We start from the raw sequence: 19,016 nt of genomic DNA on the forward strand, positions 1-19,016 counted from the left end.
CTCAGGCCGTCGCGGGTCGAGCGTGTCCCGTCGCGTGGCGCGCCGGGGCGGTCTCGGTCGCCGGCTGCTCGGCCGCCGCGTTCGCGGCGACGGGAGCCTCGGCGCGGCGCGGGACGTCGACCGGCGGGAGCGTCGAGACGGGGCGCTCGCTGCTCGAGAGCCACTGCGGGCGCGGGGGCAGCTTGGTGACGTCGCGGAAGATCTCGGCGAGCTCGATGTGGTCGAGCGTCTCCTTCTCGAGCAGCGCCAGGGCGAGCCGGTCGAGCACCTCGCGGTTCGCGTTCAGCACCTCGTAGGCCTCGTTGTGCGCCTGCTCGATGAGCCCGCGGACCTGGGCGTCGACGCGTTCGGCGATGCGCTCGCTGAAATCGCGTCCGTGGCCCATGTCGCGGCCCATGAAGACCTCGCCCGAGGACGAGCCGAGCTTGACGGGTCCGACGTCGGTGGTCATGCCGTACTCGGTGACCATCTTGCGGGCGATGCCGGTGGCCTTCTCGATGTCGTTGGATGCACCGGTCGTCGGGTCGTGGAAGACGATCTCCTCGGCGACACGGCCGCCCATCGCGTAGGTGAGCTGATCCTGCAGCTCGTTGCGCGTGACGGAGTACTTGTCGTCGAGCGGAAGCACCATCGTGTAGCCGAGCGCCTTGCCGCGGGGAAGGATCGTGACCTTCGTGACGGGGTCGGTGTGGTTCATCGCCGCGGCGGCGAGGGCGTGGCCGCCCTCGTGGTACGCCGTGATCAGCTTCTCCTTGTCCTTCATCACGCGGGTGCGACGCTGCGGACCGGCGATGACCCGGTCGATCGCCTCGTCGAGCGCGCGCATGTCGATGAGCTGCGCGTTCGAGCGTGCGGTCAGGAGCGCGGCCTCGTTGAGGACGTTCGCGAGGTCGGCGCCGGTGAACCCGGGGGTCTTGCGCGCCACGACCGAGAGGTCGACGGAGGGCGAGAGCGGCTTGCCGCGGCCGTGCACCTCGAGGATCTTCTGGCGACCCTTCAGGTCGGGGGCGTCGACGCCGATCTGCCGGTCGAAGCGTCCGGGACGCAGCAGCGCCGGGTCGAGGATGTCGGGGCGGTTCGTCGCGGCGATGACGAGCACCGAGACCTTCGGGTCGAAGCCGTCCATCTCGACGAGCATCTGGTTGAGCGTCTGCTCGCGCTCGTCGTGACCGCCGCCCATGCCGGCGCCGCGGTGGCGGCCGACGGCGTCGATCTCGTCGATGAAGATGATGGCGGGCGAGTTCTCCTTGGCCTCCTTGAAGAGGTCGCGGACGCGGCTCGCGCCGACACCCACGAACATCTCGACGAAGTCCGACCCCGAGATCGAGTAGAACGGGACCCCCGCCTCACCGGCGACGGCGCGCGCGAGAAGGGTCTTGCCGGTCCCGGGAGGGCCGTACAGCAGCACGCCCTTCGGGATGCGGGCGCCCACAGCCTGGAACTTGGCCGGGTCCTTCAGGAAGTCCTTGATCTCCTGCATCTCCTCGATGGCCTCGTCGGAGCCCGCGACGTCGACGAAGGTGACCGTCGGGGTCTCCTTCGTGACGAGCTTGGCCCGCGACTTGCCGAACTGCATGACCTTGCTCCCGCCGCCCTGGGCGCTGGAGAGAAGCCACCAGAACAGGAGACCGAGGATGAGGATGGGGAGGAGGATCGAGATGAGGCTGCCGAACCAGCTGGTCTGCGGCACGACGTCGTTGAAGCCGTCTGCGGGCGCGGCGGTGTCGACGGCCTGGACGACCTCGTCGGCACGCTGCTCCAGGTAGTAGAACTGCACGTTCGTCGAGCCCTCGAACTCGTCGTTCAGCACGAGGTCGACGCGCTGGTCGCCGTCGGTCAGCGTCGCCTTGGTGACGGTGTCGCCGCCGAGCAGTTCAAGACCCTGCTGGGTGGTGATCTGCTTGGCGCCCGTGAGGTTCGAGATGAGCGTCATCCCGAGGATCAGGAGCACGCCGATCAGCACCACGTAGACGAACGGGTTGCGCGAGAGCTTCTTGACGTTCATTGTGCGTTCAGGCTACCCCCGCGGGCCTATGGGGGCTCTGTGCGTTCGTTTTGGGCGTAGCCCGCCCGACGTCAGGAGTAGACGTGGGGTGCGAGCACCGCGACGTCGCGGAGGTTGCGGTACTTCTCCGCGAAGTCCAGGCCGTAGCCGACGACGAATTCGACCGGGATGTCGAAGCCGACGTAGCGGCAGTCGATCTCGACCTTGGCCGCCTCGGGCTTGCGCAGCAGCGCCAGCACCTCGATGGACTCCGCACCGCGCGAGGCGAAGTTCTCGAGCAGCCAGCTGAGCGTGAGGCCGGAGTCGATGATGTCCTCGACGATCAAGACGTGCTTGCCCGAGATGTCGGTGTCGAGGTCCTTGCGGATCTGGACCACACCGCTCGACTTCGTGCTGGCGCCGTAGGACGAGACGGCCATCCAGTCCATCTCGATGTCGCGCTTGAGCGAACGGGCGAAGTCGGCCATCACCATGACCGCGCCCTTGAGGACGCCCACCAGCAGCAGGTCCTTGCCCTCGTAGTCGGCCTCGACCTGGCGGGCGAGCTGTTCGAGCTTCGCCTGGATCTCCTCCTCGGTGACGAGGACGTCGGTGAGCTGGTCGGCGATCTCTGCTGCGCGCATTGCAGAAGTCTAAAGACCGCGCTCGGATGCCGTGAACTCGACCATCCCGCCGACGCGCCGCGCGCGGCATCCCGGCAGGTCGATCGGCCCCTGCCCCGACCACTCGGTGACCAGCCGCGCCACCTCGAGGGTCTGGAGGCGGGTCAGCGACACGTGGAACTCGCTGGCGACGACATGCCGGATGATGCGGTGGCGGAGGGCGGGCGGGTTGGCGGCCAGCGCCGCGACCGACACCGCGATGCCCGCCTCGGCGTGCTCGACGATGTCCTCGATCGTCTCGTCGATCATCTCGTCGAAGGCCGCCGCATCCTCGCGCAGCTGCGCGGCGGTGCGCGCCAGGGCCTCGGCGATGCCCGGTCCGAGCTCGGCCTCGAGCACCGGCAGGACCCGCTCCCGGGCGCGGACGCGGGCGTACGCGGCATCCGTGTTGTGGGGGTCCTCCCACGGTTCGAGCCCCTGGGCGGCGCACGCCTCGCGGGTCGTCGACCGCCGGACGTCGAGGAGCGGCCGCAGCAGGGGCACGCCGTCGAGATCGGATGCCGCGGCCATGCCCTGCAGGCTGGTCGCACCCGCCCCGCGGGCGAGCCCCAGCAGCACGGTCTCGGCCTGGTCGTCGAGCGTGTGCCCCACGAGGACCGCGGACGCCCGGGCGTCGCGCGCGGCATCCCGCAGCGCCGTGTACCGCGCCGCTCGCGCAGCGCCCTCGGGGCCGCCGGCCGCACCCACCTCGACCCGCACCACCAGGGGGTCGAGGCCGAGCCCGGCGGCGGCCTGCGCCGCGCGGTGGGCGACGTCGGCGGACCCCGCCTGCAGACCGTGGTCGACGGTGACGGATGCCGCGCGCAGCCCGAGCGCCCGCGCCTCGAACGCGGTCGCAGCGGCGAGGGCGAGCGAGTCGGCGCCGCCCGAGAGGGCGACAATGACGACGGCATCCGCCGGCAGGCCGGTCAGCGCGGCGCGGACGGCGCGTCGGACCTCGGCGACGGCGGGGTTCAGGGACGGCACCGCTCCACCGTAGCGACGACGCCAGGGCGTCCCGCCCGCTTGCGCGGGCCGAATGCCGGAAGAATCGACCGATGTCGAGCGCAGCGGGGCATCCACGGCGTTTCATCCGGAGTTCGGCACGGTCAGCCGCGCCAGTAGGCTTGTCGGCGCATCCCACCGGACAGTCTTAAGGAGCACAGGCATGGGCGCGTACGACGCCGTCATCGAGATCCCGCGCGGCAGCCGCGTGAAGTACGAGGTCGACCACGGCACGGGCCGCGTGTTCCTCGACCGCGTCCTGTTCACCCCGATGGGCTACCCGTCGAACTACGGGTTCTTCGAGAACACGCTCGGCGAGGACGGCGACCCGCTCGACGTGCTGGTCCTCCTCGACCGCGAGATCTACCCGGGTGTGCTCGCCAAGGTCCGTCCCGTCGCCGTCCTGAAGATGAGCGACGAGGCCGGCGGCGACGACAAGGTCGTCGCGGTCCTCGCGAAGGACCCGCGCTGGGCGCACATCCAGGACGTCGACGACATCGACGAATGGACCAAGGGCGAGATCGGCCACTTCTTCGAGCGCTACAAGGACCTCGAGCCCGGCAAGTGGGTCAAGGTCGACGAGTGGGCGGGTGCCGCCGAGGCCGAGCGCCTCGTGTCCGAGGCCTTCACGCGCTTCGACGAGCACGAGGGCGAGACCCGCACGCAGGGTGAGGGCGAAGCGCCCAACAGTCTCTGAGGCTCACAACGAGAAGGTCGGATGCCGCGCGGCATCCGACCTTCGTCGTTTCGGGACGCTGAGCGTCAGACGCTGATGCCGCGGGCGCGCAGGAACGGCGCGGGGTCGATGCGCGCGCCGCCGCGGTAGACCTCGAAGTGGAGGTGGCACCCGGTGGATGCGCCGGTGCTGCCGATGTACGCGATGGTCTGACCGGCACGGACGCGCTGGCCGTAGCCGACGTTGTAGCCGCCGTTCATGATGTGGGCGTAGCCGGTGACCGTGCCGTCGCTGTGACGGATCTGGATGTAGTTGCCCCAGTCGCCGCTGTAGCCGGCGAAGATGACGGTGCCCGATGCCGCCGCGTAGATGGGCGAACCGCACGAGCTGGCGAAGTCGATGCCGCGGTGTCCTGCCGTGGTGCAGCGGCCGTTGCCGCAGACGGTTCCGCGGATGCCGAACCAGGAGCTGATCCAGCCGTGGGCCGGACGCACCCACCCGGAGGACTGGACGACACCGCCCCCGCCACCGCCGGACGACGAGCCTCCGCCCGAGGACGACCCGCCGCCGGACGACGAGCCACCGCCACCGCCACCGCCACCGGAGTTCTGCGCCGCCTCCTCCTGCTCGCGGCGCCTGCGCTCTTCCTCGCGCCGGCGGGCCTCTTCTGCGCGGGCGCGGCGAGCCGCCTCCTCGCGCGCCTTGCGGCGAGCCTCTTCGCGGCGACGCCGCTCCTCCTCGACGCCCGCCTTGTAGGCGGCGACCGTCTTCTCGGTGGTGTCGCGGAGCGCCTCCAGCTGGGCTTCGAGCACGACGCGGTGCTCGTTCTGCGCGGCGAGCGCAGCCTGGGCCGCTTCGGCGGCCTCCTGCGCGGCCTGCAGCTTCTGCTCGGCCTCGACCTTGCGGCGGTCCCGCTCGTCGCGGGCGACGGCGGCCTGGTCGGCGAAGCTCTTCGCACTGTCGCGCGCGCCGACGGCCTCGTTGTACACGTCGCGGTTAGCGGCGACGAGGCGGTCCATGGTCCCGAGGCGGCCGAGCAGGTCGTCGGCGCCGGCAGCGGAGTCGGAGAAGAAGAGCTCGAGGGTCGCGTCGCTCTTGCCCGTCCGGTACTGCTGCGCGGCGAGGACGCCGAGCTTGGCGGCCGCGGCATCCGCCTTGGCCTCTTCAGCATCGGCCTGCGCCTGCAACGCCTCGGCGCGGGCGACCGCGTCCTCGTAGGCGATGAGCGCTTCCTGATACTCGATGCCGAGCCGCTCTGCGGTGGCCTGCTTGACGGCGACGTCGTTCTCGAGCGAGGAGATGAGGTTCTGGATGCGGGTGATCTCGGAGCTCTTCGCCGACTGGTTCTTGCGCGCCTTCTCGACGTCGTCCCAGCTCGGATATCCGGCGATGGCGAAGGCCGGGATGCCGAAGCCGAGACCCGCGGTCGCGGCGGCGACGCCGATGGCACCGAGCCCCAGGGCGTTCCGCCGGCTGATGCGTGAGCGCAGCGAGGTCACTTCGGCGGGCGTGGGCGCGCAACCGCAGTCGACGTCGGTCGCATCGGGTCCGTTGGTCACAGCAAGCACCCCTCCCTCGGCCGCAGACGGCGTGCTGATCCGCTGATCACAGTAGCAACACTGTTCACATTCGTCACAGGGGGATGACGGCGACCGCCGCCATCCTCTCTTCCATCGACCCCTTCGAGAAGGCGCCGCGCCCTCGATTCGCACATTCGCGAGTGATCGCATATGCTTGACCCTCGGTAAGCGTGATCCCCTCGGGGTCGCTCGGCCCCATCGTTTAGCGGCCTAGGACGCCGCCCTTTCACGGCGGTAGCACGGGTTCGAATCCCGTTGGGGTCACTTTCCACCACAATTCAATACGCATGGCCCTGTAGCGCAGTTGGTTAGCGTGCCGCCCTGTCACGGCGGAGGTCGCGGGTTCAAGTCCCGTCAGGGTCGCTCCGAGCGACAGGCCCTTTTGTCTTCAGCTTCTGTTGAATGCATGGGGCCTTTCGTCTAGGACATGGCTCTCGCAGCCATGCGGCTCTGTAGCTCAGTTGGTAGAGCGCACGACTGAAAATCGTGAGGTCACGGGATCGACGCCCGTCGGAGCCACACGGACCGTCGTTACAACGGTCCCAGAAACCCTCGCCTAGCTTCTACATGGCGGGGGTTTTGCTTTGCCCGGGCGCAGGTCCGCGTTCCCAGGTCCACGGCACCGTCTCGGTCACCTTCTGCAGCCCTGCGCGCTCGAGGATCGGTCGCGAGAACTCGGTCGAGTCCGAGTGGACCCAGCGGGCGCCGCGCCGCATCGCCGACCGCACCCGCGCGGCCGTCAACGCGCGGTATATGCCCCGTCCGCGGTACTCCGGCAGGGTGGCGCCGCCCCAGACGCCGGCGAACTCGGTCCCCACGACGATCTCGATGCGACCGGCGCTGACGATGCGCCCGTCCACCTCCGCCGCCCACAGCTCGACGGGCTCGCGGCGCTCGCGGCGCGGGAGGATCTCGGCCAGCATCCGCTCCGCCCGGGGCACGCCGCCGAACACGGCATCCTGCATCTCGAGAGCGGCTCGCATGTCGCCCTCCGCCGTCACCTCGCGGATCGTCACACCTGTCGGCGGGGCGGCCGACGTCAACTGCTCGGCCCTCCCGACCATGACGGACTCGGGTTCGCCCGCTGCAAATCCGGCCGCGGACAGCGCCGCCTCGAGGCCCGGCGCCTGGTCGTGCGACCGGGTCTTCCACTCGGCCTCGACGATGCTCGTCTCGTCGGCGAGCATGGCGGCGACCTCGGCGACGCGAGCCGCGGGGTCGTCGAGGTCGCGGTAGCTGACGAAGAGCACGCCGCCCTCGTACCGCCCGATCCACAGCGGGCCGCGCCGGGTCACCTCGAGGGCGCCCTGCATCTCCGCCTCGGCGCGCAGCTGCGCGTCGTACCGCGCGAGGAGGTCCGACGCAGTCATGAGCGGGTCCGGCTACAGCGCATGCCTCATCGTCGCACGGGCGGTGCGGCAGAGGTCGCTCGGCTCAGGCGTCCGCCGCGAGGGTGACCCGCCACTCCCGGGCCGCCTCGCGCAGCACCGCCACCCCGCCGGGATCCAGCCGCACGCGGTCGGTCGCTCCGGTGAGCAGGTCGACACCAAAGCCCTCGACGTCGACGCTCCGGTCGCCGTGATGCAGGAGGAAGAGGTAGTCGCCGCCCGCGCCCCGGCGACGCACGGCCTCGACACCCCAGCCCGCCGCACCCGCAACCACGGGCGCGACACCGGCGCGCTCCGCCTGCTCGACGAGGAAGGCATCCAGCGAATCCTGCGTCAGCTTGGTCGACACGTACGTCGCGCTGCCCGAGCCGTGCGAACGGCGGGTGATGGCAGGGGTCCCCGCCAGCACGCCGGTCTCGTAGGTCGCCACGACCTCGCTGCCCTCGGTCCGCATCCGCTCGGTCCAGACGCCTGCGACCAGCCCGTTGCTCAGCCGCACCTCGTCACCGTCGGGCCGGGGGTAGATATGCTCCCCCCGGACGCCCAGCAGTTCCCGCAGCATGCCGGGATACCCGCCCAGTGCGATCCGCTGGTCCTCATCCGCCAGGCCCGATGCGAACGTCACGACGATGCAGCCGCCGTCCGCGACATACGCCTCGAGCCACCGCACGGTCTCGGCGGTGAGCGCGTAGAGGGCGGGGACCACCAGCATCCGGAACCGCGTCAGATCGCCGCCGGGACCGACGAACTCCGTCGCGAACCCGCCGCGCCACAGCGAGCGGTGTGCCGCGCGCACCTCGTCCGAGTAGCGGACGGCGTCGTTCGGCAGGTGCGGGGTGTCGAGCGCCCACCATGCCTCGGCATCCCACACGATGCCGATCTCGGCCTCGACGACCGGGCCGTCCGCCGGCGGCGCGGTCACCTCGCCGATCCGGTCGAGGATGTCACCGAGCTCCACGACCGCCTCGAAGGCGCGGGAGTCGGCTCCGGCATGCGGCACGAGCGCCCCGTGCCAGAGCTCCGAGCCACCGGCCGATGCGCGCCATTGGAAGAAGAGCGAGCTCTGCGCACCGCGGGCGATGTAGCCGAGGGAGTTGCGGATGGTGCGATCGGGCTCCTTCGTGGCGAGCCGGTCGCCGATCCGCATCCCCGTTGCGTTCTGCTCCATCAGCAGCCACGGACCCCCGCCCCAGGAGCGGGTGAGGTCCGAGCCGTAGGCCACGTGCGCCTCGCCGTCGCCGTCCTCGGTGTCGAGGTAGTGATCGATCGAGACGACGTCCTGCGCCTTCGCCCAACGCCACTGGTCCAGATGGTTCCAGGTGGGCAGCATGAAGTTGGTCGTGATGGGGGCGGTCGATCCGGATGCCCGGATCTCGGCGACCTGCTCCTCGTAGGCCGCGAGCATCTCGTCCGAGCAGAAGCGCTTGAAGTCGACGACCTGCGCGGGATTGTGCAGGTACTGGGTCTGCACCGGCGGGAGGATCTCGTCCCAGTCGCCGTAGGTCTGCGACCAGAAGGCGGTCGACCACGCCGCGTTCAGCGCGGCGACGGTGCCGTACTTCGCCCGCAGCCACTCGCGGAACGCGCGGGCAGCGTGCGGACCGAAATCGATCGTGCCGTACTCGTTGTGGACGTGCCAGCCGCGGAGCCCGGGATGTCCGCCGTAGCGGTCCGCGAGGAGCCGGGCGATCCGTCGCGCCGCGGCCCGGTACGCCGGGGCGCTCACGGCGTACGTGTCCCGGGACCCGTGGCGCAGCGGCGTCCCGTCCTCCCGCACGGGGAGCGCATCGGGATGGGCGAGGGTGAACCACGGCGGGGGCGACGCCGTCGGCGTCGCGAGGAAGAAGCCGATCCCGGCCTCGGTGAGATCCGCGATCACCTCGTCGAGCCATTCGGGGGCGAAGAGCCCCTCGCGCGGCTCGAGCAGGGCCCACGAGAAGACGCCGATCGTGACGGTGTTCACCTTGGCCAGCCGCATGAGGATCATGTCCTCCGCGCGGACCTCACGTGACCACTGCTCGGGGTTGTAGTCCCCTCCGAAGAGGAGGGAACCGGGGTCGTACGGCGTCGGCGCGGCGGTCATCCCTTCATCACATCGGACACCGGGTCTGATTGCCAAGAGCGCTGCGGGGAGATCAGGAGCTGAGCGTCCCCGCACCGCAGCCCGGTCGGTCTGCGGCTTCCCTTCCGCCCGCTGCCGTTCATCCCGCCAGCTCGTCGAGCCAATTCGATCGCAGGCGCAGCGCTCGCTCGACGCTCGCGACGGCGACAGCGATCGTGACCGCGATGTTCGAACCGACGGACAAGCGGATGGGCGACGTGAATGTGCCGACCGTGTCGGCGATCAGCTCCGTCCGCGAGATGGTCTCGACCAGCTGCGGCACCGCGATGCACACGCCCACCACGACGACCACGGACGTCAGGGTTCCGATCAGACGGCTGACGGCGGGATGCCGCTGGTGCAGCAGCGCGCGCAGGCCCTCACCCGACCGCGGGTGCGGCGCCAGCCGGCGCTCGCTGCCGTCTGCGGCGACGAAGTGGCAGCGGCGCAGCCCGTACGTCGTCGCCGCGACCTCGATGTGCCCGCCGGGGACCGCGAACCGGGCGGGCAGTCTGGAGACGGCGACCAGGGCACCATCGCGGTGGAGACGAGCGCGCACCTCGCCGTCGTCGCGATCGCCCCATTGGTGCACGTCGACGGTGAAGGTGGACGCGGAGCCCCCGGCATCCGTCAGCGTGATGGTGAACAGCGACCTGCTCAGCGCCTGCCACCACCGGTACGGCTGCAACGGCCGCCCGTCGCCCGGGCGACTGCGTCGCTCGGCGAGGCGCTGTCGCCACGTCACCATCATGCGGCCCCGCCGAGCAGCCACCGACCGAGCGGCGCGATGAGGTACCGGAGCGAGTACGCCTCCCACAGCGCGCCGGCGACGAGCAGGGCGACCGCCGGGAGGGCGAGGAGACCGATGCTCTTCAGCCCTTCGACGTACCCGCGCCGTCGGGTCGCCGCGCCGACACCGCTCGGGCGGATCCAGTTGCGACCGAGCAGGAACACCCCGAGCAGCAGCAGTGCGTACGCCTGCAGCTCGATGAGTAGGGTGACCGCGTGCGGGATGAGCGCGACCCAGCCCACGGGTGTCGTCTGCACGAGCGTCACGCCGGTCTCGACCGCCCAGTACGCGAACAGCGCGAGCCCGGCGAACGGGATGAGCATCGACGGCAGCACGATCGTCGCGAGACTCAGCCGCACGAGGTTCACGGCGAAGATGACCAGCGCGAACAGGGGTACGGAGGCCGCGATGGCGCGCACGAGTGCACCGGTGCCGTCGGCTTCGAGCGCCGCCGCCCGCGCGGCGACGAGCTCAGGGAACAGCATCCCGATGATGAAGCCGACGACGACGAGGCCGTACGCGGCGGCGGCGATGAGGACGTAGGCGCGCGAGTTGTCGCGGATCAGTCGGAAGGGGCGACGCCAGAGCGCGATTCGCTCGCGCGCGACGACGGGGGCAGATGAGCTGGACATGCGTCCATCCCACGTCGTATCCCGCCGCCGCGGCAGTGTCGGAGCGTCACCACTTGTCGTGACAATCGTCACCGTCCGGCCGTCGATCGCGATCCGGACCGGCGCTGCGCAGACCGCGGGCGTCCCCGAGGATCCCGGCGTACGCTGGCGCGATGAGCGCCCCTGACGAGACCGGTCCGTTCTTCCACGGGACCAAGGCCGACCTGCGGATCGGGGACCTGCTGACCGCGGGTCGACGGTCGAACTACCGCCCCGAGATCGTGATGAACCACATCTATTTCACGGCGACTCGAGACGGAGCGGGCCTCGCAGCCGAGCTCGCCGCCGGCGACGCCGAGCCACGGGTCTACCTCGTCGAGCCGACCGGACCGTTCGAGGACGATCCGAACGTCACCGACAAGAAGTTCCCCGGCAATCCGACCCGCTCGTACCGCAGCACCGACCCGCTCCGCGTGGTCGGTGAGGTCCGCGACTGGCCGCGCCTGGCACCGGAGGCGCTCGCGGACTGGCAGCGACGCATCGCAGCGATCAACGAGTCCGGCGGCGAGATCATCAATTGATGCCCGGCTCCGGCATCCTCCGTTTCTGCCGCAGCCGCAACGCGGGCCGCCGCTGCACCCGCCCGCTCGACCACCCGGGCCTGCACCGTCACCGGACGATCATGTGGACGGATGCCGCGGCCGACCCGCCGCGATGCCCGGGCTCCGGCGACCCCGCCGACCCGGCGCCCGCGCTCCCCGACGGATACCCCGACGGCCGCGCGCTCTGCCCGGTCTGCCACCGCTTCATCGCGCTCGACGACGCCGGCCGCCTCGAGGCGCACGACACGTCCGATGCGACGGAGACGGATGCCGAGGCATCCCGTCGCCGGGAGTGGCTCAACACCCACGGATGGTGACGGCCCGCATCCGCCCGTCCCGTGCCATGCTGGCCCGATGCGCATCGCCGTCACCGGGTCGACCGGAAAACTGGGGTCCGTCGTGGTCCGAGAGCTCGCCGCCGCGGGACACGACGTCATCGGATTCGATCAGCACGGGACCCGCGGCCCCGGCTTCGTCCAGGTCGACCTGACCGACTACGGCCAGGTCATCGACGCCCTCACCGGCGTCGGCGACCAGCACGATGGCGTGGACGCCCTCGTGCACCTGGCGGCGATCCCGGCCCCCGGCATCCGCCCCGACGTGGCCACGTTCCACAACAACATCTCCGCCACCTTCAACGTCTTCTGGGCGGCGCTGCGCCTGGGCATCACGAAGATCGTCTACGCCTCGAGCGAGACGGTGCAGGGACTGCCGTTCGACGCCCCGCCGCCCTACATCCCGGTCGACGAGGACTATCCCGCCCGGCCGGAGTCGGTCTACTCCGTCGTCAAGCACCTCGAGGAGCAGCTCGCGATCGAGCTGTGCCGCTGGTACCCACGGGCATCCATTACCGCCCTCCGGTTCTCGAACGTGATGGTGCCCGAGGACTACGCCGAGTTCCCCTCGTTCGACGCCGACCCCCGCGCCCGCAAATGGAACCTGTGGAGCTACATCGACGCTCGCGACGGCGCCCAGGCGGTCGCCCGTGCGCTCGAGGTCGCACCCGCCGGCTTCGACCGCTTCCTCATCGCCGCGGCCGACACCGTCATGTCACGACCCAACGCCGACCTCGTCGCAGCGGTGTTCCCCGGCGTCGAGCTCCGCGGTGAACTCGGCGAGCACGACTCGCTGTTCTCGACGGCGAAGGCGCGCCGGCTGCTCGGCTACCAGCCGCAGCACTCCTGGCGCGACGAGGTGGGCTGAACCGCTCAGCCGCCGAACTCGGCGTAGGTGATCAGTTCGCTGTGGTTCCAGGAGCACGCCTCGGTGATGGGGCGCTGCACCTCCCAGTACTCGGTGACCTCGGTCATCCCACCGGGGATCGGCGACCGCTCGGCGAGCAGCGCCGCCATGGCGGCGAAGTCGTCGGCGAGGGCGCTCTGCGCGGACTCGGCGAGCTGCGTCATGCCCCACGCCGCCGCATCGATCCGCGTGTTCCACTCCTCCTCTCCGAACGCGGCGTAGTACCCGAAGCCGTCGTCGGCGTTGGTGACCTCGCTCGAGATCTTCGAGTACCGGTCGCACTCCGCCGTCAGCACCTCGTCCTCCGGGAACGGCTCGGTCGAATACGTGACGGATGCCGTCCAGTCGACACCCTCCCCGACGGTGAGCATGAGCATGCGTGAGGACGCCGCGTCCCACGGCCACGCGAGCGGGCGGGATCCGTCGCACCGGCCTCCCAGCGGCGACTGACCGAGCATCATCGAGTCGCCGATCTCCGCCGTGAACCAGGCGTCGCCGTCGCAGACGAGGTCGATCAGGATGGAGCGGGTGCCTCGGGGCACGGCGAGCGGAACCTGTTCCGCCGACCCCGTCCCGGTGCCGATCTCCTCGTGCTCGCCGAGCACCGCCGATGACGGCGTCGGGCTCGGGGTCGGCCTCGGACTCGGGGCCGGCGACTGCGAGGTCGGCGCCGGCGAGGGCGTCGCGGACTCGGCTCCCGCAGGCGCGACCTCGCCCGTGGGGACGACGCAGCCCGCGAGCATCGCGCCGACCACGGCCACGGTCCCGATCACGGCGGCGACCCGCCTGCGCGGCTTCGCGTTCGGCGCGCGCCGGCCGTCGGCATCCCCCCAGGTCATAGGGGCATGTCTACCAGAGCGCGTCAGCGCGTGCGCAGCCGGGTGGCGCGGGCGATCTGGATGCCGCCCAGGACGATGAGCGAGACACCCATCCAGACCCAGAGGAACAGCGCACCCCACAGCGGGGCGAACAGGATGAACACGCCCGCGACGATGCTGAGGATCGCGAAGGCGATACCCCAGCCGCGGGACGGACCCGAGCCGAGGGTCGTCAGCGCGACGACGCCCTCCACGATCCAAAGGATGCCGACCAGCGCGCCGAGGAACGTCGCCAGCGTCGCCGCGGCGAGGCCGAGGTTCGAGAACGCGACGATGCCGGCGATGACGAAAAGGACGCCGAGGACGATGTGCCCGACCCTCGACCACGCACCCGCGGACTTCGACAGCAGACCGATCGCCGCGTAGACGAGACCGCCGAGGATCGCGTAGCTCGCGATGATGCCCGCGACCACCATCGCGGTCTTCGCCGGCCAGACGAGGATGAGGATGCCGACGATCACCGCGAGGACGCCGCCGATGAGCAGCGCTCCCCTGATCCCCTTCACCACCCCGCGTGCCGCGTCCGAACCGGTCATGTCGCGCGCCCCTCGACGATGACGCCGATGCGTCGACGATGCCGCCAGGGTAGCGCCGTCGGCGTCCGCTCGACAACGACGCGGCGTGCACCGACCTCACGGGCGACGCCGTGCACACCCCCAGTCCGACCGACGGGCCCGCAGGTAGGCTGGGTATCCCGTGCCCGCCGAGCATCGCGAGCCCCGCCATGGATCTGTCGATCATCGTTCCGACCTTCAACGAGGGTCCGAACGTGGATGAGCTGTTGGCGCGGATCGGAGCCGCGCTCGACGGCCGGGTCTTCGAGGTGATCTTCGTCGACGACTCCGACGACGACACCCCGGCCATCATCGCGGCCGCGGCGGCACGGTCGCCGTTCCCGGTCCGCCTCATCCATCGGGACGAGCCGACGGCGGGGCTCGGCGGTGCGGTCGTCGCGGGCTTCCAGGCGGCGAGCTCGCGCTGGTGCCTCGTGATGGACGGCGACCTGCAGCATCCCCCCGAGGACATCCCACGGCTCGTGGAACGCGCCGAACGGGGCGACGTCGACGTCGTGGTGGCCTCGCGCTACGCGTCGGGCGGCACCTCCTCGGGTCTGGCCGATGCGACCCGGACGGCCGTCTCGCGCGCATCGACCGCCCTGACCAAGGCCATGTTCCCGCGCAAGCTGGCAGGGTGCTCCGACCCGATGACCGGCTTCTTCCTGCTCGACCGCGACGCCGTCGACGTCGACGCGCTGCGCCCGCGCGGGTTCAAGATCCTGCTCGAGGTGCTGGCACGCCGGCAGCTGCGGATCGACGAGGTGCCCTTCGACTTCGCCGAACGGTTCGCCGGCAGCTCGAAGGCGACCTTCACACAGGGTGTCCGCTTCCTGACCCAGCTGGCGATGCTCCGCTTCGGTCGGATGTCGGCGTTCGCCCTCGTCGGCGGGTTCGGGGCGATCGCGAACCTCGTCATCATGTGGGGCCTCATCCGCCTCGACCTCGACTACGTGCCCGCGGCGATCGTCGCGAGCGTCATCACGATCATCACGAACTTCCTGCTGCTCGAGTACCTCGTCTTCGCCGACATGCGATCCGAATCGGGGCGGATGGCGACGCGGTTCCTGAAGTCCTTCACCTTCAACGGACTCGAGGCGATCGTCCGCATCCCGGTGCTGTCGATCCTCGTCGAGGGCGCCCACATCCCCGCGGTGCTCGCCGCCGCGCTCACCCTCGTGGCGGCGTTCGTGCTGCGGTTCATGTTCCACGCGCTCGTGGTCTACGCGCCGCGGCGGGCGAAGCGGGCCGCCGGCGAGCGCGCGACGGAGCCCGCAGCCGCGGGCGGGCGTACGCTGGAATGATGACCGGAACGACCGAGAAGATCACGATGTTCGGGGCCGAATGGTGCCGCGACTGCCGCCGCACGAAGGCGCAGCTCGACGGACTCGGCATCGACTACACCTACGTCGACCTCGAGGCGGACCCCGCCGCGGCCGAGGTGGCGCGTGAGATCTCGGGTCGCACGAACATCCCGGTCGTCGTCTACCCCGACGCGACGCACCACGTCGAGCCGAGCAACGACGACGTCGCCGCGAAGCTCCGCGAGCTCTCGCTGGTCTGAGACCGCCGCGCACGACGATGACGACAACGTCACCGGCCGGTCCGCGGATGCCCTCCCCCGAGGTGCAGGCGTCGATCGATGCCGCCGTCGACCGGCTCCGCGTCGGCGCATCCGCGTGGGCGGAGCGCACCCCCGCCGACCGCCGCGCGCTCCTGCTCGACGTGCGCGCCGCGGTCGGCGTGCTCGCACCCGAGTGGGCGCGCGTCGCTGCAGCGAGCAAGGGCATCGCGCCCCGGCATCCCCTCGCCGGGGAGGAGTGGCTCGCGGGTCCGTATGCCGCGCTCGTCGCCCTCGACGCCTACGCCGGCACCCTCGACGCGATCGCGCACGGCCGCAGCCCGCTGCACGCGATCCGCTTCGGCGCGGCACCCGGCGGGCGCACCGTCGTCCGCACCTCGCCGCTCAGCGCGATCGACCGCCTGCTCCTGTCGGGGTACACCACCGAGGTGTGGCTCGAGCCGGGTGTGACGGCCGGGCAGGCGACGGATGCCGCGGGCCTCGCGTCGCGGCATCCGTCCGGTCCCGGCGGAGTCGGCCTCGTCCTCGGAGCCGGCAACGTCACCTCGATCCCGTTCCTCGACGTCCTGTACGAGCTGCTGGCGAACGGACGGGTGGCGCTGCTGAAGGTGAACCCGACGCAGGACGCCCTGATCCCCGTGTTCGAGCGCGTGTTCGCACCGCTCATCGCGCCGGGCTTCGTGCAGATCGTGCGCGGCGGCGGTGACGTGGGGGCGTATCTGACGGGGCATCCCGGAATCGACCACGTCCACATCACCGGGTCCGAGTCGACCTTCCGGGCGATCGCCCGGAGCGGCCTCCGCGTGCCCATCACCGCCGAGCTCGGCGGGGTCTCACCCGTCATCGTCGTGCCGGGCCGATGGTCGAGGGCAGACCTGCGCTACCAGGCCGAGCACGTCGCCACGATGCGCCTGCACAACAGCGGACACAACTGCATCGCCGCCCAGGTCGTGCTGCTCAGCGAGGACTGGGACCAGCGCGAGGACTTCGAACGCGAACTCCGCGCGGCGTTCGCGCGGACGCCGAAGCGTCCCGTCTGGTACCCGAACGCGGACGCCCGGCTCGAGCAGGTGCGGGCGGCGTATCCCGACGCCGTGTGGTCGGCCGGCGGCACCCGGGCCATCGTCGACGGCGGCGGTGAGGTCGAGACGACGGAGCTCTTCGCACCGGTGCTGGGCGTCGTGCGCCTGTCGGGCGCGGACTTCCTGAGCGCCGCCGTCGCGTACGCGAACGAGCGGCTCACGGGCACGCTCGGCGCGAACGTGCTGATCGATCCGACGACGCGGCGGCAGCTCGGATCACGGTTCGAGGATGCCGTCGCGCGTCTGCGGTACGGGACGGTCGCCGTGAACGCCTGGACGGCGTTCGGCTTCCTCACGCCGACCGCGACGTGGGGCGCGCACCCCGGCGGGACCGTCGACGACTGCCCGAGCGGCATCGGGATCGTCCACAACGCCCTGCTGCTCGACCGTGTCGAGCGCACGGTGGTCCGCGGTCCGTTCCGCCCGTTCCCCCGATCGATCGGCCGCGGCCGGTTCTCGCTGCTGCCGAAGCCGCCCTGGTTCGTCACCTCGCGCACCGGTCGAGCGGTCTCGCAGGGGTTCACCCGGTACCGGGTGGACGGCGATCGCGCGCGCCTCGTGCTGACCCTCGTGCGGGCGTTCTTCGCCTGAGCCGTCGGGCCGGCGCGCCGACGTCCCGTTCCGGCCGGGGATGCGGCCGGAGTTCCCGGCTCGATCGGGACCCCGGCGACCCAGACGGCGAGAGCCGCGACCCCGGCAGGGGACGCGGCTCTCGCGAGAGGGAGGATGCGGGTCAGCGGCCGCCGCGGCGGTTCGCGCCGTTCTGGCGGACGACCGACCCGACGGTGAGGCCCGTGGTCGCGCGGCGACCGGTGCGGCGGGCGCCCCCGGGCGCCGCCTTCGCGGGCTGGCCGTGCGACGCGCCGTGGCTGCGGGCCGAGGGCGCCTGACGGTCGTCCGAGCGGCGCGGCGCGGCATCCCGACGCTCGCCCTGGGCCGCGCGTCCGCGCCCACCCTGGTCCGAACGGCCCTGGCCGCGACCCTGGCCCTGGCCGTCGCGCGCGGCGCGCTTGCGCTGCGCGTTGGCGCCCTGGCTCTGACCGCCACCGCGGGTCGGCTGCTGCACCGGCGCGGGCGTGACGTAGGGGGCGACGGGCCCGACGAGCTCGACGACCGACGGGGATGCCGCGGTCACGGTCTCGGGCGTGACGGAGATGGCCGCCTTGCGGAGCAGGCCGTCGACGTCGCGGCGCTGCTCGGGCAGGACGATCGTCACGACCGCGCCCTCGGCGCCGGCGCGAGCGGTGCGTCCGGAGCGGTGCAGGTACGCCTTGTGCTCGAGCGGCGGATCGACGTGGACGACGAGCTCGACGTTGTCGACGTGCACACCGCGGGCGGCGACGTCGGTGGCGACGAGCACCTTGGCCTCGCCGGACGAGAACGCGGCGAGGTTGCGGTCGCGCTGCGGCTGCGACAGGTTGCCGTGCAGGTCGACCGACGGGATGCCCTGCGAGGTCAGCTGCTTCGCGAGCTTCTTCGCGGCGTGCTTGGTGCGGGTGAAGAGGATGCGGCGGCCCATGCCCGACGCGAGGGCCTTCACGAGGTCCTTCTTCTCGTCGCTGCCCGCGACGTGGAACACGTGGTGGGTCATCGCGGCGACCGGCGAGTGCGCCTCGTCGACGGAGTGCAGCACCTGGTTCTGCAGGAAGCGGTTCACGAGCTTGTCGACGCCGTTGTCCAGGGTGGCGCTGAACAGCATCCGCTGTCCGCCCTGCGGGGTCGCGTTCAGGATGCGGGTGACGCCCGGCAGGAAGCCGAGGTCGGCCATGTGGTCGGCCTCGTCGATGACGGTGATCTCGACGGCGTCGAGGCTCACGAGCTTCTGCTGCATGAGGTCCTCGAGGCGACCGGGGCAGGCCACGACGATGTCGACGCCGGCGCGGAGGGCGTCGACCTGACGCTTCTGGTTGACGCCGCCGAAGATGGTGGTCGTCGTCATGCCGTACGCGGCGGCGAGGGGTGCGAGGGTGCGGTCGATCTGCGTCGCGAGCTCGCGGGTCGGGGCGAGCACGAGGCCGAGCACACGGCCGCGGCGGCGCGTGCCGCCCGCGAGTCCCTGCCCGAGTCGCGCGGCGAGCGGGATCGAGAAGGCGAGGGTCTTGCCCGAGCCGGTGCGACCCCGGCCGAGGACGTCGCGTCCGGCGAGGGTGTCGGGGAGGGTGTCGACCTGGATGGGGAACGGCTCGGTCTTGCCGTCCGCGGCGAGCGCGGTGAGCAGGGGTGCGGGCACGCCGAGCGTGCTGAACGTGGGGTTCGTCATGAGAGGACTAACTCGGGCG

General features: G+C 71.3%; 18 protein-coding genes and 3 tRNA genes. 10 read left to right on the forward strand and 11 right to left on the reverse strand.

The window, feature by feature from the left end:
* Window position 1: 1 nt before the first annotated feature.
* The 3 genes from ftsH to tilS form a co-directional block, all read right to left on the reverse strand.
* Entirely contained in the window at window positions 2–2,005 is a 2,004-nt protein-coding gene (gene ftsH / locus KZX17_RS03170; RefSeq protein WP_248170792.1) for an ATP-dependent zinc metalloprotease FtsH, read from the reverse strand.
* Window positions 2,006–2,076: 71 nt separating this feature from the next.
* A complete protein-coding gene (hpt, locus tag KZX17_RS03175; protein ID WP_248170791.1) occupies window positions 2,077–2,628 on the reverse strand; it encodes a hypoxanthine phosphoribosyltransferase in 552 nt (183 codons plus the stop codon).
* A 9-nt stretch (window positions 2,629–2,637) separates the two neighbouring features.
* Window positions 2,638–3,633: a tRNA lysidine(34) synthetase TilS gene (gene tilS / locus KZX17_RS03180; RefSeq protein WP_248170790.1), complete on the reverse strand. Its 996-nt coding sequence runs from the start codon at window positions 3,631–3,633 to the stop codon at window positions 2,638–2,640.
* Between the two features lie 181 nt (window positions 3,634–3,814).
* Between tilS and KZX17_RS03185 the strand changes: the two genes are divergently transcribed.
* Window positions 3,815–4,348, forward strand: a complete 534-nt coding sequence (locus KZX17_RS03185; protein WP_248170789.1) for an inorganic diphosphatase — start codon at window positions 3,815–3,817, stop codon at window positions 4,346–4,348.
* A gap of 65 nt (window positions 4,349–4,413) precedes the next feature.
* On the opposite strand, the gene KZX17_RS03190 is transcribed toward KZX17_RS03185, so the two are convergent.
* Window positions 4,414–5,886, reverse strand: coding sequence for a M23 family metallopeptidase (locus tag KZX17_RS03190; protein WP_248170788.1), 1,473 nt, complete (start codon window positions 5,884–5,886; stop codon window positions 4,414–4,416).
* Window positions 5,887–6,098: 212 nt separating this feature from the next.
* Between KZX17_RS03190 and KZX17_RS03195 the strand changes: the two genes are divergently transcribed.
* The 3 genes from KZX17_RS03195 to KZX17_RS03205 all read left to right on the forward strand — a co-directional run bounded on the left by KZX17_RS03195 (window position 6,099) and on the right by KZX17_RS03205 (window position 6,426).
* A tRNA-Glu gene (locus tag KZX17_RS03195) sits at window positions 6,099–6,171 on the forward strand.
* Window positions 6,172–6,196: 25 nt separating this feature from the next.
* A tRNA-Asp gene (locus KZX17_RS03200) sits at window positions 6,197–6,270 on the forward strand.
* A gap of 83 nt (window positions 6,271–6,353) precedes the next feature.
* Window positions 6,354–6,426 (forward strand) — tRNA-Phe (locus KZX17_RS03205).
* Window positions 6,427–6,470: 44 nt separating this feature from the next.
* Here KZX17_RS03205 and KZX17_RS03210 read toward each other — a convergent pair.
* From KZX17_RS03210 to KZX17_RS03225, 4 genes are all read right to left on the reverse strand, one after another.
* Window positions 6,471–7,277, reverse strand: coding sequence for a GNAT family N-acetyltransferase (locus KZX17_RS03210; RefSeq protein ID WP_248170787.1), 807 nt, complete (start codon window positions 7,275–7,277; stop codon window positions 6,471–6,473).
* 64 nt (window positions 7,278–7,341) lie between these two features.
* The gene (locus tag KZX17_RS03215) at window positions 7,342–9,378 is read right to left on the reverse strand and encodes a beta-galactosidase (RefSeq protein ID WP_248170786.1); all 2,037 of its coding nucleotides are present in this window, start codon (window positions 9,376–9,378) and stop codon (window positions 7,342–7,344) included.
* 118 nt (window positions 9,379–9,496) lie between these two features.
* Window positions 9,497–10,147: a hypothetical protein gene (locus KZX17_RS03220; protein ID WP_248170785.1), complete on the reverse strand. Its 651-nt coding sequence runs from the start codon at window positions 10,145–10,147 to the stop codon at window positions 9,497–9,499.
* Entirely contained in the window at window positions 10,144–10,818 is a 675-nt protein-coding gene (locus tag KZX17_RS03225; RefSeq protein ID WP_248170784.1) for a hypothetical protein, read from the reverse strand. The genes KZX17_RS03220 and KZX17_RS03225 overlap by 4 nt, the downstream gene beginning before the upstream one ends.
* Window positions 10,819–10,970: 152 nt before the next feature.
* On the opposite strand from KZX17_RS03225, the gene arr reads away from it, so the two are divergent.
* Genes arr through KZX17_RS03240 form a run of 3 tightly spaced genes read left to right on the forward strand, consistent with a single transcriptional unit; the run spans window position 10,971 to window position 12,602 of the window.
* Window positions 10,971–11,378, forward strand: coding sequence for an NAD(+)--rifampin ADP-ribosyltransferase (gene arr / locus KZX17_RS03230; protein ID WP_248170783.1), 408 nt, complete (start codon window positions 10,971–10,973; stop codon window positions 11,376–11,378).
* The gene (locus tag KZX17_RS03235) at window positions 11,378–11,716 is read left to right on the forward strand and encodes a hypothetical protein (RefSeq protein ID WP_248170782.1); all 339 of its coding nucleotides are present in this window, start codon (window positions 11,378–11,380) and stop codon (window positions 11,714–11,716) included. Before arr ends, KZX17_RS03235 begins: the two co-directional genes overlap by 1 nt.
* Window positions 11,717–11,753: 37 nt before the next feature.
* Complete coding sequence (locus KZX17_RS03240) at window positions 11,754–12,602, forward strand: NAD(P)-dependent oxidoreductase (protein WP_248170781.1); 849 nt, start codon at window positions 11,754–11,756, stop codon at window positions 12,600–12,602.
* A gap of 5 nt (window positions 12,603–12,607) precedes the next feature.
* Here the strand turns inward: KZX17_RS03240 and KZX17_RS03245 are convergent, their stop codons facing one another.
* Window positions 12,608–13,480, reverse strand: coding sequence for a hypothetical protein (locus KZX17_RS03245; RefSeq protein ID WP_248170780.1), 873 nt, complete (start codon window positions 13,478–13,480; stop codon window positions 12,608–12,610).
* Window positions 13,481–13,503: 23 nt separating this feature from the next.
* Window positions 13,504–14,055: an HdeD family acid-resistance protein gene (locus KZX17_RS03250; protein WP_248170779.1), complete on the reverse strand. Its 552-nt coding sequence runs from the start codon at window positions 14,053–14,055 to the stop codon at window positions 13,504–13,506.
* Window positions 14,056–14,243: 188 nt separating this feature from the next.
* On the opposite strand from KZX17_RS03250, the gene KZX17_RS03255 reads away from it, so the two are divergent.
* Genes KZX17_RS03255 through KZX17_RS03265 form a run of 3 tightly spaced genes read left to right on the forward strand, consistent with a single transcriptional unit; the run spans window position 14,244 to window position 17,328 of the window.
* Window positions 14,244–15,377 (forward strand): glycosyltransferase, encoded by a 1,134-nt coding sequence (locus KZX17_RS03255; RefSeq protein ID WP_248170778.1) that lies wholly within the window; start codon window positions 14,244–14,246, stop codon window positions 15,375–15,377.
* Window positions 15,377–15,637 carry a glutaredoxin family protein gene (locus KZX17_RS03260; protein WP_374107905.1) on the forward strand — a complete coding sequence of 87 codons (261 nt, stop codon included), beginning with the start codon at window positions 15,377–15,379 and terminating at the stop codon, window positions 15,635–15,637. The genes KZX17_RS03255 and KZX17_RS03260 overlap by 1 nt, the downstream gene beginning before the upstream one ends.
* A 17-nt stretch (window positions 15,638–15,654) precedes the next feature.
* Entirely contained in the window at window positions 15,655–17,328 is a 1,674-nt protein-coding gene (locus KZX17_RS03265) for an aldehyde dehydrogenase family protein (protein WP_374107904.1), read from the forward strand.
* Window positions 17,329–17,470: 142 nt separating this feature from the next.
* On the opposite strand, the gene KZX17_RS03270 is transcribed toward KZX17_RS03265, so the two are convergent.
* Window positions 17,471–18,997, reverse strand: coding sequence for a DEAD/DEAH box helicase (locus tag KZX17_RS03270; RefSeq protein ID WP_248170775.1), 1,527 nt, complete (start codon window positions 18,995–18,997; stop codon window positions 17,471–17,473).
* Between the last annotated feature and the right edge of the window lie 19 nt (window positions 18,998–19,016).

The sequence above is a fragment of the Microbacterium sp. EYE_78 genome (assembly GCF_023149035.1).
Lineage (GTDB): Bacteria > Actinomycetota > Actinomycetes > Actinomycetales > Microbacteriaceae > Microbacterium.